The sequence below is a fragment of the Anaerobacillus sp. QJM3NY_32 genome, assembly GCF_056173645.1.
The window spans coordinates 398,927-413,817 of the sequence record NZ_CM149684.1 but is presented as its reverse complement, the minus strand read 5'-3'; the positions used below and the strand labels follow the sequence as shown (position 1 = coordinate 413,817).

The 14,891-nt window shown below is 39.6% G+C and carries 15 protein-coding genes, 1 pseudogene and 1 riboswitch; of the genes and pseudogenes, 5 read left to right on the top strand and 11 right to left on the bottom strand.

Annotation, left to right across the window (positions count from 1 at the left end):
- Positions 1-4: 4 nt before the first annotated feature.
- Both AC0VYH_RS02205 and AC0VYH_RS02200 read left to right on the top strand, forming a co-directional pair.
- The gene (locus tag AC0VYH_RS02205; protein WP_226616501.1) at positions 5-1,036 is read left to right on the top strand and encodes an NADP-dependent oxidoreductase; all 1,032 of its coding nucleotides are present in this window, start codon (positions 5-7) and stop codon (positions 1,034-1,036) included.
- Positions 1,037-1,161: 125 nt separating this feature from the next.
- Positions 1,162-1,890: a tryptophan-rich sensory protein gene (locus AC0VYH_RS02200; protein ID WP_475373227.1), complete on the top strand. Its 729-nt coding sequence runs from the start codon at positions 1,162-1,164 to the stop codon at positions 1,888-1,890.
- 48 nt (positions 1,891-1,938) lie between these two features.
- Here AC0VYH_RS02200 and AC0VYH_RS02195 read toward each other — a convergent pair whose 3' ends face one another.
- The 6 genes from AC0VYH_RS02195 to AC0VYH_RS02170 all read right to left on the bottom strand — a co-directional run bounded on the left by AC0VYH_RS02195 (position 1,939) and on the right by AC0VYH_RS02170 (position 6,536).
- Positions 1,939-2,787 carry a YitT family protein gene (locus AC0VYH_RS02195; RefSeq protein WP_194220137.1) on the bottom strand — a complete coding sequence of 283 codons (849 nt, stop codon included), beginning with the start codon at positions 2,785-2,787 and terminating at the stop codon, positions 1,939-1,941.
- A gap of 259 nt (positions 2,788-3,046) precedes the next feature.
- Positions 3,047-3,679, bottom strand: coding sequence for a response regulator (locus AC0VYH_RS02190; protein ID WP_283153094.1), 633 nt, complete (start codon positions 3,677-3,679; stop codon positions 3,047-3,049).
- The gene (locus AC0VYH_RS02185) at positions 3,676-4,704 is read right to left on the bottom strand and encodes a sensor histidine kinase (protein ID WP_475366437.1); all 1,029 of its coding nucleotides are present in this window, start codon (positions 4,702-4,704) and stop codon (positions 3,676-3,678) included. Before AC0VYH_RS02185 ends, AC0VYH_RS02190 begins: the two co-directional genes overlap by 4 nt.
- Complete coding sequence (gene liaF, locus AC0VYH_RS02180) at positions 4,701-5,426, bottom strand: cell wall-active antibiotics response protein LiaF (protein WP_242057322.1); 726 nt, start codon at positions 5,424-5,426, stop codon at positions 4,701-4,703. The genes AC0VYH_RS02185 and liaF overlap by 4 nt, the downstream gene beginning before the upstream one ends.
- A 98-nt stretch (positions 5,427-5,524) precedes the next feature.
- Entirely contained in the window at positions 5,525-6,169 is a 645-nt protein-coding gene (locus AC0VYH_RS02175; protein WP_371018531.1) for a PspA/IM30 family protein, read from the bottom strand.
- 22 nt (positions 6,170-6,191) lie between these two features.
- Entirely contained in the window at positions 6,192-6,536 is a 345-nt protein-coding gene (locus AC0VYH_RS02170; RefSeq protein WP_475366436.1) for a lmo0954 family membrane protein, read from the bottom strand.
- Positions 6,537-6,727: 191 nt separating this feature from the next.
- Between AC0VYH_RS02170 and ytzI the strand changes: the two genes are divergently transcribed.
- Together ytzI and AC0VYH_RS02160 are read left to right on the top strand one after the other, a co-directional pair.
- Positions 6,728-6,907 (top strand): YtzI protein, encoded by a 180-nt coding sequence (ytzI, locus tag AC0VYH_RS02165; RefSeq protein WP_475366435.1) that lies wholly within the window; start codon positions 6,728-6,730, stop codon positions 6,905-6,907.
- Entirely contained in the window at positions 6,885-7,079 is a 195-nt protein-coding gene (locus tag AC0VYH_RS02160; RefSeq protein ID WP_430241581.1) for a YwbE family protein, read from the top strand. Before ytzI ends, AC0VYH_RS02160 begins: the two co-directional genes overlap by 23 nt.
- A gap of 55 nt (positions 7,080-7,134) precedes the next feature.
- On the opposite strand, the gene AC0VYH_RS02155 is transcribed toward AC0VYH_RS02160, so the two are convergent.
- Both AC0VYH_RS02155 and AC0VYH_RS02150 read right to left on the bottom strand, forming a co-directional pair.
- On the bottom strand, positions 7,135-8,037 hold the full coding sequence (locus tag AC0VYH_RS02155) for an amidase (RefSeq protein ID WP_475366434.1): 903 nt from the start codon (positions 8,035-8,037) through the stop codon (positions 7,135-7,137).
- A gap of 42 nt (positions 8,038-8,079) precedes the next feature.
- Positions 8,080-8,166: riboswitch (cyclic di-GMP riboswitch) on the bottom strand.
- A gap of 164 nt (positions 8,167-8,330) precedes the next feature.
- The gene (locus AC0VYH_RS02150; protein WP_475366433.1) at positions 8,331-10,439 is read right to left on the bottom strand and encodes a HelD family protein; all 2,109 of its coding nucleotides are present in this window, start codon (positions 10,437-10,439) and stop codon (positions 8,331-8,333) included.
- Positions 10,440-10,675: 236 nt separating this feature from the next.
- Between AC0VYH_RS02150 and AC0VYH_RS02145 the strand changes: the two genes are divergently transcribed.
- Positions 10,676-12,019, top strand: coding sequence for a globin family protein (locus AC0VYH_RS02145; protein ID WP_475367446.1), 1,344 nt, complete (start codon positions 10,676-10,678; stop codon positions 12,017-12,019).
- A 129-nt stretch (positions 12,020-12,148) separates the two neighbouring features.
- Here the strand turns inward: AC0VYH_RS02145 and AC0VYH_RS02140 are convergent.
- The 3 genes and pseudogenes from AC0VYH_RS02140 to AC0VYH_RS02130 all read right to left on the bottom strand — a co-directional run.
- Positions 12,149-12,571 (bottom strand): annotated as a pseudogene (locus AC0VYH_RS02140) (AhpC/TSA family protein); the annotation flags it as partial.
- A 149-nt stretch (positions 12,572-12,720) separates the two neighbouring features.
- Positions 12,721-13,329, bottom strand: a complete 609-nt coding sequence (locus tag AC0VYH_RS02135; RefSeq protein WP_475366432.1) for a DedA family protein — start codon at positions 13,327-13,329, stop codon at positions 12,721-12,723.
- 233 nt (positions 13,330-13,562) lie between these two features.
- The gene (locus AC0VYH_RS02130) at positions 13,563-14,888 is read right to left on the bottom strand and encodes an aspartate aminotransferase family protein (RefSeq protein WP_475366431.1); all 1,326 of its coding nucleotides are present in this window, start codon (positions 14,886-14,888) and stop codon (positions 13,563-13,565) included.
- Positions 14,889-14,891: the final 3 nt, after the last annotated feature.

Below are 14,891 nucleotides of genomic sequence, written 5' to 3'. Positions count from 1 at the left end.
ATGAATGAGTAAACAAAGACAAATTCATCTAGCAAAACGACCAGAAGGTATGCCTTCAATGGAACACTTCAACATTGTTGAAGCGGACATTCCATCACCTAAAGATGGAGAAGTTCTTCTACGTGCACTATACCTTACAGTAGACCCTTACATGAGAGGGCGTATGAGAGATGCAAAATCATACGTAGCACCCTTCCAAATCAACGAACCATTAAACGGTGGTGTCGTAGCAGAAGTTGCCGAATCCAAATCTTCTCAATTTAATCAAGGTGATGTTGTTATTGGCCACCTAAACTGGGAAGAATACTCAGTTGTGAATGAAAAGCATCTTCGAAAAATTGATCCATCTATCGCTCCGATTACCACGCATCTTGGAATCCTTGGTATGCCTGGACAAACAGCTTACTTCGGACTTCTCGATATTGGTCAGCCTAAAGAAGGCGAAACAGTCGTTGTATCAGGCGCAGCTGGAGCAGTAGGCTCTGTTGTTGGTCAAATTGCCAAAATCAAAGGCTGCCGTGTTGTAGGTATCGCTGGTTCAGACGATAAAATCGACTATATCAAAAACGAACTTGGTTTTGATGAAGGAATTAACTACAAAACCCAGGACGTATACAAAGCGCTAAAAGAAGCTTGTCCAGACGGCATTGACGTTTATTATGAAAACGTTGGTGGCGAAATCGGCGATGCTGCCATTAGCCTACTAAATAAATTTGCTCGTATCCCTGTTTGCGGCGCAATTTCTTCTTACAATAAGAAAGAAGCGGATCTTGGTCCACGCGTTCAGACAAAACTTATCCAATCAAGTGCTCTCATGAAAGGCTTCGTTGTAGGCGATTATTCAGATCGCTTTAATGAAGGTGCTGAGCAATTAGGGAAATGGTTACAAGAAGGCAAGTTAAAATATGAAGAAACAATCGTGGAAGGATTTGAAAACGTTCCTGACGCATTCCTTGGTCTCTTTGAAGGTACAAACCTTGGTAAACAACTTGTAAAAGTAGCAGACCCTGAATATGCTACACTTCCTAATCGCTAATAACACTCACCTGCCCCTCAATTAGGGGCAGGTTTTTCTATGTGCTCATGCACATAAAAAGACGGTTATGTTTAAGATTAAGAAGGAATAGTATGTACTATAGACTTTATTTCTAGGAGGTCCTTATGGGTAAATTTCTTCTTAATCTCATTGCGTATATACTCGTCGTAACAGTAAATGGCCTTGCAAATGCACTACCGTTAAATGGGCAAACGACAGGAGAAATATCAAATAGACTGAACGTACTTTTTACACCTGCCGGCTATGTTTTTAGTATATGGGGGCTGATCTATCTTCTTCTAGGAATATGGGTTATTCGTCAATTTCCTAAAAGTCGGAGAGATTTGCCAATCTACCAGGAGACGAGTGGACTATTTGTTCTAAGTTCCATTCTAAATAGTCTTTGGATTTTCATGTGGCATTATGAATTCTTTGGCTTATCGGTGAGCGTTATGCTTCTTTTACTGTTCACACTCATTAGGCTTTATACTAATTTGAAAGCAGCAGATGCTTCTTTCTTTGATTTGTTACCTTTTTCCGTTTATCTGGGTTGGATTAGCGTTGCGACGATCGCCAACATTAGTTACTACCTAACATACATTGACTGGGATGGATTTGGTATTTCCGATACGATATGGACATTCCTACTATTAATCATCGCGACAATTCTTGCTCTTTATTTCTTGAAAAGCGAGCAAGATTGGATCTACCCACTCGTTTTTGTTTGGGCCTTTATTGGGATTGGTGTCAAAAATCAAAATGGAGACGTACCATTAGTCGTTTACTCATCTTATGTACTGGCTGCTCTTATTTTGATCGTTACGCTTCTGTATGCTTTTAAACGTAAGAAATAATTATAAGTAAAAACCCCTTTTCCATTCTGGAAAAGGGGTTTTAAGCTATTATGCAAGAGATTTAAAATCTTGACCAAGAATTTCTTTCATACTGTGAACCGTAATAAAGGCTTTCTGATCAACAACACCAACATGCTTTTTCAATTTAAGAAGATCTTTTCTACCAAGGATTGTTGTAATCACTTCTTTTTCATCAGAAGTAAACGCCCCTCTAGCCGTGTGGATTGTTGCGCCTTTTCCAATCTCTTCAACAATAAAGGATCGAATTTCTTCACTTTCTTTACTGATAATCACAATCTCTTTCTTAGCTTCAAAGCTCTGAAGCGTATAATCAATGACAAGGCCATTTAGAATGACACCAAAGATCGCATACATTCCGATTTCAGGTCCAAACAAGACGACTGAGAATAGTGCAATTGAAATATCTGAGATTAGAACGGCTTTTCCAACCTCCATAGAGAAATACTTATTAAGAATCATCGCAATAATATCTGTACCGCCAGTAGAAGCTTTCTGATGAAAGACAAGTCCCATACCTGCTGCAGCAATACACTGACCAATAATTAATTGAATTAGGATATCCTGGCTAAATGGCTCAGTTACTGGTATAAAGCGTTCAAATGCCCATACAGCAAGCGATAAAGCGAAACTTGCATAGATCGTTTTAACACCGAATTTAGGACCGAGAAAAAGAATTCCAACTAACAAAAGTACTGCGTTTAATATGATCATAAACATTCCGACTGACAGGTTCGGGACTAGATGGTTCATCAGAATCGATAAACCACTGACTCCCCCCGTCGCAAGACTATTAGGAGATAGAAAGAAATGAACGTGGGTAGCAACACCGAGCGCACCCAAAGTAATTAGCAGATAAGTTTTGATGTGATGAAGCATCTATTATCCCTCCCGTTGTTTTGTTTTCGTTTCGTAAGCACAATCGGGATTATAATAGGGATTCAGCGCTTTGTAAACAGCCTAAACCTAAGATTTTTAATTGAAGCGGTTACAACTCATAAATAGGCCTTTATTACTATGTTATCTATTGAATTCGACACTAATATACAAGAATTTTCTTAATTTTTTGGTTGCTAAATAAGTAGAATCAACCTCTCTTCATTGTATTAAAAAAAGCAAAAACAGCTTCTGTTTTTGCTCATTTTACAAGGTCATGCTTAAACGCATAAATAACCGCCTGGGTTCGATCATGAACTTCAAGTTTTCCAAGAATGTTGCTCACATGAACCTTTACTGTTTTAAGCGCAATAAACAGTTCATTAGCAATCGTCTGGTTCGCCTTTCCCTGAGCCATTAATAAGAGAATTTCCATCTCTCGATCCGTGAGTTCTTCATGGGGCTGCTTTTGAATTCTACTTCTCATCCGCGACATCATTTTCCCCGTTACTTCAGGTTCAAGAACAGATTCCCCATGGTGCGTTTTTCGAACTGCATTTGCAATCTCCACAGCTTTCGATGTTTTCAGCATATAGCTTGTAGCTCCAGCTTCAAGTGCTGGATAGACTTTTTCGTCGTCTAAGAAGCTTGTTACGATAATGATTTTTGCATCTGGCCATTGTGTAATAATCTGTTTCGTTGCTTCAATCCCATCCATTTCTTCCATAACTAGATCCATTAATATGATATCTGGACGAAGGGATAGCGCGAGGTCTACCCCTTTCTTTCCATTATCCGCTTCTCCAATGACGTCAATATCAGCCTGAGCAGATAAATAAGATGAAACGCCAATCCGAACCATTTCATGATCATCGACAAACAAAACTTTAATCATTCTCTACCCCTCCCAACAAGTGGTACGCTTACTTCCAGCCTAGTCCCTTTATGTGGAAGACTGACCAATTTAAGAACCCCTCCGATTTCGAGTGCTCGTTCATGCATGTTTTGTAATCCATATGAAGCAGCTTTCTTCTCGTCCATCTTAAAACCAACCCCATCATCAACTATTCGTAAGATCGTACGTCCATCTCGATGAATAAGTAGAACATCAAGTGTCGATGCCTTCGCATGCCTTAGTGTATTGGATACACATTCCTGTAGTATACGAAACAGATGGTCTTCAACACCTTTATCGAGCTCAATGGCTTCAAGCTTCCAATTCACTTGTATTGGCACCTTTTGAGACAGTTCGTTCAATAGCTCTTTTATCCCTTCCTCGAGTGAGCGATCTTTCAATGCGGCAGGTCTAAGATGAAGTAAGAGAGCGCGCATTTCTAGTTGGGATTGATGAATGGTTTCTTCAATCATCTTAAGGTGCTTTGTTTCTAGATCATCCGCTACTTCACGACTTTCCGTTATCGTACTCATTAACATGGAAGCAGCAAAAAGTTGCTGACTCACGGAGTCATGTAGCTCACGAGCAAGACGATTGCGTTCTTCGGATACGACTTGTTGAACTCGCTTCTCATGATCCTCTGCTTTCTCGTTCGCAAGCTTCTGGGCTAGTCTTACTTGATCATTCATTCGGTTTTGCAATTTATCAATTTGTTCAAAAACGACATTTAGACTTGTACCACTATAGTTATGTAAAGCACGTCCCTTATCAAGTTCCTCTAGCGTATCTGCAATGTTTTGAATTTCTTTACTTGCATATAAACCTGACATTCCTCCAACAGCCGCTCCAATCATTACACATATAATTGGAACGATTAACCCGAACGGTAAGTCCATTAAATCTTTCTCAAATAAAAGGGAAAGAGATGCCGGTGGGAAAACAGTCAAATAAGCGGCAGAGAAAAGAAAAAATAGCAAGAGTGACAGTAATGCACCAAATAGCATATGACGCTTCATGACACTCATACTCGCTTCACCTCTAAATCTCCAGCAAACATCGAGGTGACTAGTTTTACCTTTTCAGTAGCATCATCATATCCATTCGTTTTATAAGAGAGAACTTGATTAAACACTCCAGGTTCTTCATGTTGTAACAACGTGGCAGATCCGATCATAGCTGAATGTTGAATATTCACTTCGAGTTCATAGGGAATGAGTATTTGCACTTTTCCTACGAAGTTTCGAATCATAATAACGGATTCTCCTTTAGGAAGAACCGTGTAACTTAAATCGATAATCGTTTCACCAAAACCAGCTTGAATGTTAATATCATTCCACTCGTACACATGATCATGTGTTTTCTGTCGACCGGACCACTTGTTTTGCAGCAATGGCTTTTGATGGATCATTCCTTCTTCAGACACTGAAGGTTTTTCAAATACCGGCCTTATTTTCTTCGGTTTTTGTTTGGACTGATAAAACTGGAAGCCAAGATAGACTAATAGAACAAGAAGAAAAAACTTCACGACTACCATATTCATAACGGTCGTTAGAAAGAAAAAGATACCGAGTCCAAGAAAAACTTTTCCTGAAGTTCGTGGAAGACGTTTTCTCCCCATATAAACAAATGCAGCGGAAAGAATTAATAAGAACAGGAGGCCGCCATTTAAAGAAACTTCTAATAGGATAAGAATAACTCCAATTATTAGAAGTCCATTAACAGTGTCAATATGTCTATTTTTCCACACTAGCGTCCCTCCATTCATCCCTCATTTATCGTCATTGCACCTTTTATACTCATGACTAAAAAAGGCGCACGCGCCTCTTTTAGAATACCACTATTTCTCTAAGAATTTGAATTGGTTTCTTGTTTTTTCGCCTTTTTCTCAAGTAAGTGGAACTTTGTATCAATAGTAGACATATCGTAATCTCTATTCACTTTCTTCTCAAGTTGCTCAATATAACTCTCCATCTCATCAAAACGATTAAATGGTTGATCTAGATTCCTTTCTTCCAGAACCAAATCCATCTTATGATGAGCCCTCACACTATTCTCTTTCCCCATTAATTCCATTCGCTTAATCGACATATCTTTAAGCTTATGCTTCATTTTCTCGTACTTTTGTTCAAGACGTTTAAGCTCAAGATCTGCCTCATCCATCAATTGTGATAAGTGGTTAGCTCTTTCTTCATATTGCAACTGCTCTTGTTTTGCGAACTCATACAGCTCAGCCTCGCCTGCTTCATTTGCTAAAACAGCTTGTCCAGCGCGTTTCTCAGCATTTCTTCGCGCTTTATCTAATTCTCTTCTGAATTCTAAAAGTAGCGTTGACTGCCGCTCGACAAGTTTTCTCGCCTTTTCCACTTCTCTTTCACACTGTCTTAAATAGTGATTTAAAAGGGAAATTGGATTTTTCTCCTCCTTCTGGTCAAGTATGCTATGAAAATCAGCTTCAATTGAGTTTTTGATGCGATTAAGTAAATTTGGCATGTCCATTCTCTCCTTTGTTTGATTAACTTTTCTTCAGTTCATCCCATTGCTTTTCAAAATTTGTGAATGGGTCATTGTCTTTCTTATCGTAACTTGCTCCATCCCACTTTTTATAAACGACATAAAGAATGTAGATAGCTACGAGACCAAGAATAGCTGGCATATTCGCCACGGCAGTACTTAAACCGATGAATCCTAAGATCCCCCAGATGACTTTACCAGTTGTTGAATCTGCCTGAATAAACTTCTTAAATGCAATGTAGAGGATGCCAAGGCTAATCATCATACCTACTAATGAACCAAGATTCGACAACAATACAATCGCAGCGATGATCCCAAGTAAAAGCAAACCTGCTTTCTTCATCATAATCGCCTCCTTTCATACTTTGATTCTACCTGCTTACCAAAGCCTCCATAATGAGCTAAAGCTATATATTTATATAGGACCAGCGACTTAGACAGATTAAGCTATATGACAACCCTCGTCAGATCATGTTCTATCATAACCGCGATAATCATGGTAAAGTGAAAGCAGACATCACGGAAAGGAGTTCGGGAATGGTTATTACGATAACAGTCATCGTCGTTGTCATTATGACGATTTTCATTGCCGCTGCTTTTGGAATGGCTGTATCAAAAGGATACAGTGTCAAACATACTGTCGATCCGTTGCCTGAGGAGCAGCATAACGAAACGACAGAGAAAGAGGTTACTGATGAACGGACAGAACAGAAGTAATATAGAACCAGGGAAAACTGTAGATATCGTCTTGAAACAAGATCAGCGTTCAGGGAAAACGACAAGAGGTGTTGTAAAAGATATCCTGACTAAATCCCCCACCCATCCGCATGGTATCAAAGTACGTCTAGAAGATGGACAGGTTGGTCGCGTCAAATCGATTTTATCGTAAGCTGAATTCATAAAAATAACCCCCGGCTGATTTTCAGTCCGGGGGTTCATCTTTATTATTGTTTTAACGCCATCCAACTATCAAGGTAATGTATGGAAAAACCTTGTACTGAAGAGGAATGCTCATATGCAGTCTTTACTTTGAGAAGTTCCTTTATCATGACTGCTTCTCCCTCTTCAAAGAATGAAATGTAGGAAGCTTCTGACGTTTGCCCTGTCTCTACACCAACGGAGATTTTCTTGCCATATTTTTCAGCTAAAGCTATCTCATTGCTAATAAGAGCAACAATTCCATTTGCACCATCAGCACGATCACGGTAAGCCATTAATGTAGTCACATCCGCCGTTTGAATAATCCACTCAGCTAAATTGCCCGATCCATACCGATTGTTGTAAGATTGTTCGTCAAACCAAAAAGGAGTGTCGACACCAAACGATAATCCAAGACTCATCGCACGAGTTTTTCCATCTGATAAACGGTCTTGATAGAAAGCAATCGTTTTTTGATAACTATTCGTCCAGCCAGAATGAAGATAAGGTTCTATATCAAGATGAACACCACTAAACTTTTGATTCTCTGTCGCATTAGCTTGATAGGAATCCAACCAGTTAAATAAGTTCGCCTGATATGTAGCACCATTTCTTGTAGCCCAATTTGGTGCCCCATCTAGAGCATGTACACGAATACCTTTGGATGTCGCATTTCCAATAAATGATTCATAAGAAGATGCCATTACTGAACGATTTATTTGCAAGTAAGCATCGGTTACTTGTTTCTCCTCCATAAACTGAAGGAACTCATTTGATTTCGTTTCAATGTCCCTTGTGTTCCAAATCCATGTAGCAAGAGAAGTGTCCATTTCTATCGCCTCAGCTTTCCCCTCAGGCAAAACCATTATCTGCACAAAAAAGCCCAGTATAAAAAAGAGAATTCCAACAGCAACCGATACATTCTTCACATGTACGCTCTCCTTTTTTTCAACCCAGAGCTCAAAAAGGAGCCTGGCGGTTTGGCAACCATTCGCATTCATGCGGGCAGGCCCATAACTTTGCGTCCCTGCTTTTCAACAGGTTTGCCTTTTTCAGTTTTATATTCCAACTACTTTTATTATCGGCAATAAATAATAAAGAGTTTAGCTTTTTTTGTAGATTGTGTGAAGTAAATGCTCAATGGTGCTAATACTTGAATGTACTAACAATCGCTCATTTCATGGTATGAAATAACAAAGGTAACCTTTAAACAAACGTTTGATTAAACTGGTAGCAATTGTGAAGGAGTATCAATATAAAAGAGTTTTAATTCATGCAATGCTCTTGTACATCCTACATATAGTAATTTCGCATCTGTTGCATGTGGACTATAATTATCTTCGTTAGCATTTGCCAATATAACTCCATCGAATTCTAATCCTTTAGTAAGATAGATTGGCACAATTGATAGTCCCCCTTCATAAGATCGATCATCCGCAGTAATGAGATGCAACTTCTCATCATACCTACTAAGATTGTCATACAAATCATGACATTCCTCTTCGCTCCTACCAACAATCGCTACTGTATTCATACCTCTCTCTTTCATTTCTTTAGCTGATTTTAACAAGCTACTAACATGCCTCTTCTTATCTATTTTGCTTATTTCGACTTTCTTTCCACTTCGAAAAACAGGCACAGCCGGTTGAACCGGTATATCCGCATGAGCTATCACTTCATTCGCAAATTCAATAATTTCTAAAGTCGATCGATAACTTTGTTCAAGTTCCATATAAAGGTCTTTACCGTTGAAAAGCACTCTAAATTCTTCCCAGCTATGAATGCCCTTATATGAATGAATGCCCTGTGCCAAATCCCCTAATATTGTAAAAGATTGACTTCGATTCACTTCTTTCAGAAGCGCCAGTTGAAAAGGTGAAAAGTCCTGAGCTTCGTCAATTACAATATGCTGAAACCTATGTTCTTTATCAATACCGTTCAATTGAAATTGAATGTAAAGGAGAGGGGCAAGGTCATCCGGCGATAATTTCTTCTTTTTTATTCGCTTTGCCGTTTCCAGCACAAGTTCTTCACTTATAACATCTGCTCTTTCTGACTGTGTTATGTAGCTAGGAACATTCGATTGAAAAAGTGATTGATAGAACGAAAGAGCAGTTTGCTTCGGCCATGTTTTAAAATAATTCTTCAGCTGATCGTTTGCTAGTTTGCGATATTCTTTCTTTAAATGGGCTCCCTCTACCGATTTGATCTCACCTTTTATCCAAATTTTAAAACGATTCATCATCATTTCGCGTTTACGGCCAACAGGATATGCAGAAAGGTCTTTTAACCATTGTTCGATCTTCGTTTCTGAAAGCTCTCTTCCTTCAAATGGGTGAAAGGAGCCAACCGGACCGACTGAGTTGCTATAACGATGTATAGCTTGATCAATCCATTTTTTAAATGTCAGTGATCCTTTTACTCTTCCTTCTGCAATTGAAAAATCGAATCGACTCTTCCCAAACCACTTTCTGAGGTCGTGTCCAGATGAATCAATCGTCATCTTTTCTTCAATCGTTTTTATTGTCCAATCTGTGAAGGTTGATTGTTGAATTCCCCCTACACCTAGCTCCGGAAGGACTCCTGAAATATAATCAAGAAACATCCTATTCGGTGCAAAGATAATCATTTTACCCGCTTGAATGGTATCTCTGTATTCATATAGTAAGAAAGCTAATCGATGAAGCGCAACCGTTGTCTTACCACTTCCTGCTGCTCCTTGTATGATAAGTGGCGTCGATCGCTCAGCACGAATAATATCATTTTGCTTTGTTTGTATTGTTGATACGATGTCACGGAGACGGTTATCTTTATTTTCACTCAGACGATATAGAAGAAATTCATCTGAGCCACTTAAATCATCGCTACCTTCTACATAAGTGTCTACGACTCGCTGAAGTTCTTTATCTCGAATCACAATATTTCGCTTCAGCTCTATGTTCCCTTCGATGACGCCATCAGGCGATACATAATAGACATCCTCTTCTGGGCCTGTAAATGCATAGAACATACTCGCAACAGGAGCTCTCCAGTCTACAACCAGAGAATCCTGTGAATCTCCATGTGCTACGCCAACTTTCCCAATATAATACGAATGTGATTCCTTCTCATCCTCTTGAAAATCCATTCGTGCGAAGTATGGTTCTTTTGAAGCTATGACAAGAGATTGACGATTCTCCTCTCGAATGCTCTCAAGAACTTGTTCTGTTACATTATCGCCAGAATACCTGGGGTAGTTCTCCAACACCTGCCGCTGTTTTGTAATCTCCGCAGCGATTTGATCGAGTTGCTGCTTCTCTTTCCGATAGGCACTTTGAGTCTTATTGTCCAAGATCAGTTACCTCCTTATGAGATTTGTCTCTAAATCAGACAGAAGTTTAATATTACCACAAATTAGGTAGTTCAACCAATTGTTTTTAGAATATTAAAATTAGTGTTTTTACCATTTTAAAAAACTTTATTAAAAAGTTTATAAAAAAATGATCCAACTATTCACTTTGAACGTTAGCTATGTGTAATCAAAATAAACGATAAAAAAAATCGAGGAGAGTGAAAAGTAAAATGAACATGAAAAAAGCATTCAAGAAATTAATGGTTCCCGCGTTAGGCTTAACCTTATTATTCCCAACAGTCGCTGGGGCAGCGGCAACTGAGCCAACAGCCAAAACGCCTGCTTCAGATCTACGCGCAACACTGGATCAGCTCTTATCCGAACATTTTGTACTAGCTGTTTCATCCATGACGAAATCATATGACGGGACAGAGGATGCAGAAGAAGTAACTGAAGCCCTGGATCAGAACGCAGCTGATATGACACCAGCGATTGCATCTGTCTATGGCGATGAAGCCGCTGCACAATTTGAAGATATCTTTCGAGGTCACAATGATTACTCCACTGATTTCGTAAAAGCAGCAACCGAAGATGATGCAGAACTTCGTAAAGAAGCTGAAGCTGAAGTAGACGAATTTGTTGAAGAATTCTCCACGTTCCTTGATACAGCTACAGAAGGTAATCTTCCTAAGGAAGCCGCTGCAGATGTTCTAGAAGTTCACGAAGATCAAGTCCTAACAACTTTTGATGAGTATACAGAAGGAAATTACGAAGAAGCTTACACAACATTCCGTGAAGGGCATAAGCATATGTTTGCGATCAGCAAAGCACTATCTAGTGCAATTGTAACGCAGATGCCTGATAAATTTGAAAATACAAAAGCTGATACTCCTGCTGCAGACTTACGTTCAACTCTAAACAGCCTTGCATCTGAGCACTTTGCTCTTTCTTCCCTTGGTCTTGAAAAAGGCTATGACCAATCAGAAGACTATGACTTTGTAAACTGGGCTGAAGACAGAAACACTGCTGACTTTAAAGCGGCTATCGGTTCTATCTACGGAGATGAAGGTGCTGCTCAGTTTGAAAAAATCTGGCAAGAAGATCATATTGCTGCACAAGCTGACCTTGTAGTCGCATCTCTATCTGAAGACGAGGAAGCTATGGAAATGGCGAAAGAACGTATGATGACAACATTCCCTAAGAACTTTGGAGCTTTCCTAGGAACAGCAACAGAAGAAAACCTTCCAACCGACGCTGCTACTGAAGCTCTTATGGCTCATGAAAAACAAGTAATTGGATCATTTGAAGCTTACATGTCTGGTGATTACGAAGGTTCAATTGAACAATTCCGTGAAGGATATGCATTCATGTTTGGTGTAGGCGAATCTCTTGGAGGCGCTATCGTTAAGCAAATGCCAGACAAATTTGCAGGAGAAGCAATGCCTGGTGATATGCCAAAAACAGGTATGGGTGGTGCGAGTGAGCAGTCATCTGACCTAACAGCACTTTGGATTACTCTAGGTTCTCTAGCTGCTGCTGGTTCAGCATTTGCCATTCGCAAGAAAATTGTTAATCAATAAAACACATGTCTTCCCCCCCTTATAATAGATATGGAAAAACAGAGAAGTCTCGAGCTTCTCTGTTTTTGTTGCATAAAAAAAGCCTCTAACTAATAGCTAGAAGCTTTTCTCTATGCATCATACAGTCAATCACAATACATTTAAAACCGAATCGATTTTCGCATGATCTTCTGGCGACTGATCGATATGATGCCAGATTAATTTCCCTCTCTCATCAAAAATCCACGTACCACCTTGAATATATACATCCTGCGTTTTCATCGACTTTAATACAAAATCCTTTTTCTTTTGTTCTTTTGGAATAAACCCATCCAATTTACGGGTGACAAATCCAATCGCTGCTTGTCCAAGTAATTTCCACTTCGGCATCGTATGATGTCCCATGCCACGGTATGCTTCTCTCTTCGGATCACCTGCAATGACAAAAGGAAATTCTCCAAAAGCCTCTGTAAACTGGCTAATATAAGTAGCATTTGAGGGGGCGATGGCTATAATCTGAAAGCCCTCATTCTCAATTTCATTTACGCGCTTACGCAACTGCGTAAGATAAGCTCGACAAACTGGTCAGCCAAGGTGACGGACAAATACGACCATCGATTTCTTTTGATTAATCAGTTGCTCCAGAGTAACAGTGGTACTTCCTGGAACTTCGAGTTCATAATTTAATTTATCCAATACAATCTCTCCTTACCTGATCAATGTTACGTTTGATCGGTGTTGAACACTTGTTTCTTACTATCGATTTTACACCTTTTACGATAGTAGTGATACCCAATTAACCCAATAACTGCCACTACAACAATTAAAAAGACATATTTCTGTATGCTCCCTAAAATCGCTTGAACTGATTTTATATTCCCATTCCGCCCAATCCACAACATAGCGATTGTCCAAGGAAATATACCGACAAAGGTAAGTGTTCCAAATATCCAGGGCTTGACCTTACTCATACCAGCCACATAGGATACATAGTTCCCTATCCCAAGTGGGCGTGTAATTGCAATACTCCATGATCCACATTTTCTAAACCATCTTTGAACGCGTTCAACCTTCTTCTTTTTTAATTTCCTTTCGACTTTATCCTTTACTTTCAAACCGATCCCATATGGAATAAAACTAAAAATCGTGTAAATACCGCTCGTTAGAAATGCAAAACCAACCATCTCGATCATCGAAGCATTCAATAAATAACCGTACGTCAATGTCATCATTCCCCCGGGAAAAGGTAGAGATGATGCTTCAATAGCATTGCTTATTAAAAGACCCCAGATTCCAAGCTCTTTCAGGAAATGAATCAGAAATTCCAGCATAGTGGATCCCCTCTCAATCTAAAACTATGTATTAAGTTCCCTGATCAGTGAGTCTGAAACCAATGTAACACTGTTTTAATGCGTAACAATGAATGGATATGTCGTTTTAACCCGCAAAGTTTGAAATATTTCCGCGGAAATGAAATGATTTACTCGATTAATTAGTTATATCCACGTATCTGTTAAAGAACAAAACCCCCATCACGTCCAAAGTGATGGGGGCTATTAAAACACTATCCTACAGAAACAACGTGTTTCTCTTGTTCATACTCCGTAACAGCTTCCTCAAAAATGCGGAGACCTTCATCAATTTGCTCTTTCGTAATAATCAATGGAGGAATCATTCGAATCACTTCTTGATGTTTTCCGCACAGATAGAAAAGCACCCCTTTTTCAAGAGACAGATCTAGTATCCGCATCATTCCATTTCCGTCTGGTGCGCCTGTCTCTGGATCAATAATTTCAATTCCAATCATTAACCCTACACCACGGACATCTCCGATCACATGGTGCTTTTCCTTTATAAGAGCTAATTTTTCTAATGCATAAGCACCCATATCCTTCGAATTGGACAGTAATCCTTCTTCTTCAATTACGTCGAGAGTAGCTAGCGCCGCTGAACAAGCAATCGGATTACCACCAAATGTTGTGCCATGTGTTCCCATTGGCCACTGACTCATTAGTTCTTTTGAAGCTACTGTGGCGCTAAGAGGCATCCCAGAAGCAATTCCTTTTGCGATCGCCATAATATCAGGTGTAACATCAAACGTCTGTGCAGCGAACCAATCACCAGTCCGTCCGAATCCAGTTTGAACTTCATCAAAGATTAGCAGCATGCCATGACGATCACAAATCTCTCTTACTTTTTGTAACCATTCTTTCGGTGGAATGATATAGCCACCTTCTCCTAGAACAGGTTCCACGATTACGCAAGCCACTTCTTCAGGAGTTACCTGATGATCAAAAAGCATTTCGAAATCTTTCTCAAGCTCACCAACACAATAATCTTCTACACTTTGCCCTTCTGGACAACTAGCAGCATCCGCATAAGGAATTTGATAGGTTAGTCCATTAGGCTGTAAAAATTTACGGTATTTGCTTTTTGATGTACTTACACCAAGAGCACCAAGCGAGCGTCCATGAAAGCAACCTGTAAAGGAAACAACATACGGTCGTTTCGTTACATATTTAGCAAGTTTCATCGCACCTTCAATGGCCTCAGTGCCACTGTTCGCAAAGAAAAAGCAATCTAAATCTTTCGGCATAATGCCTTGAAGACGTTCTGCTAGCTTTAGAATTGAATCATACATAATTACTCCTGAAGGCCCGTGCATAAGAGAGTCAGCACCGTCCTTTATAGCCTGTACTACCTTAGGATGACGGTGGCCCGTATTCGCTACGGCAATACCTGAAGTAAAATCTAGGTACGTTTGGCCATCTGCCCCATAGTAATAGCAACCCTCTTCTTTCACGACTGGTAAATTCGGATGATCCTTTGCCATACTTGGTGCAAGATAGTCTGACATGTTGTTGTATCTATGTTCAAATGATGTAGCCAATGT

Coding starts and splice junctions, on each gene's coding strand:
- AC0VYH_RS02205 (WP_226616501.1), top strand. CDS start 5: ATGAGTAAACAAAGACAAATTCATCTAGCAAAACGACCAGAAGGTATG.
- AC0VYH_RS02200 (WP_475373227.1), top strand. CDS start 1,162: ATGGGTAAATTTCTTCTTAATCTCATTGCGTATATACTCGTCGTAACA.
- AC0VYH_RS02195 (WP_194220137.1), bottom strand. CDS start 2,787: ATGCTTCATCACATCAAAACTTATCTGCTAATTACTTTGGGTGCGCTC.
- AC0VYH_RS02190 (WP_283153094.1), bottom strand. CDS start 3,679: ATGATTAAAGTTTTGTTTGTCGATGATCATGAAATGGTTCGGATTGGC.
- AC0VYH_RS02185 (WP_475366437.1), bottom strand. CDS start 4,704: ATGAGTGTCATGAAGCGTCATATGCTATTTGGTGCATTACTGTCACTC.
- AC0VYH_RS02175 (WP_371018531.1), bottom strand. CDS start 6,169: ATGCCAAATTTACTTAATCGCATCAAAAACTCAATTGAAGCTGATTTT.
- AC0VYH_RS02170 (WP_475366436.1), bottom strand. CDS start 6,536: ATGATGAAGAAAGCAGGTTTGCTTTTACTTGGGATCATCGCTGCGATT.
- ytzI (WP_475366435.1), top strand. CDS start 6,728: ATGGTTATTACGATAACAGTCATCGTCGTTGTCATTATGACGATTTTC.
- AC0VYH_RS02160 (WP_430241581.1), top strand. CDS start 6,885: ATGAACGGACAGAACAGAAGTAATATAGAACCAGGGAAAACTGTAGAT.
- AC0VYH_RS02145 (WP_475367446.1), top strand. CDS start 10,676: ATGAAAAAAGCATTCAAGAAATTAATGGTTCCCGCGTTAGGCTTAACC.
- AC0VYH_RS02135 (WP_475366432.1), bottom strand. CDS start 13,329: ATGCTGGAATTTCTGATTCATTTCCTGAAAGAGCTTGGAATCTGGGGT.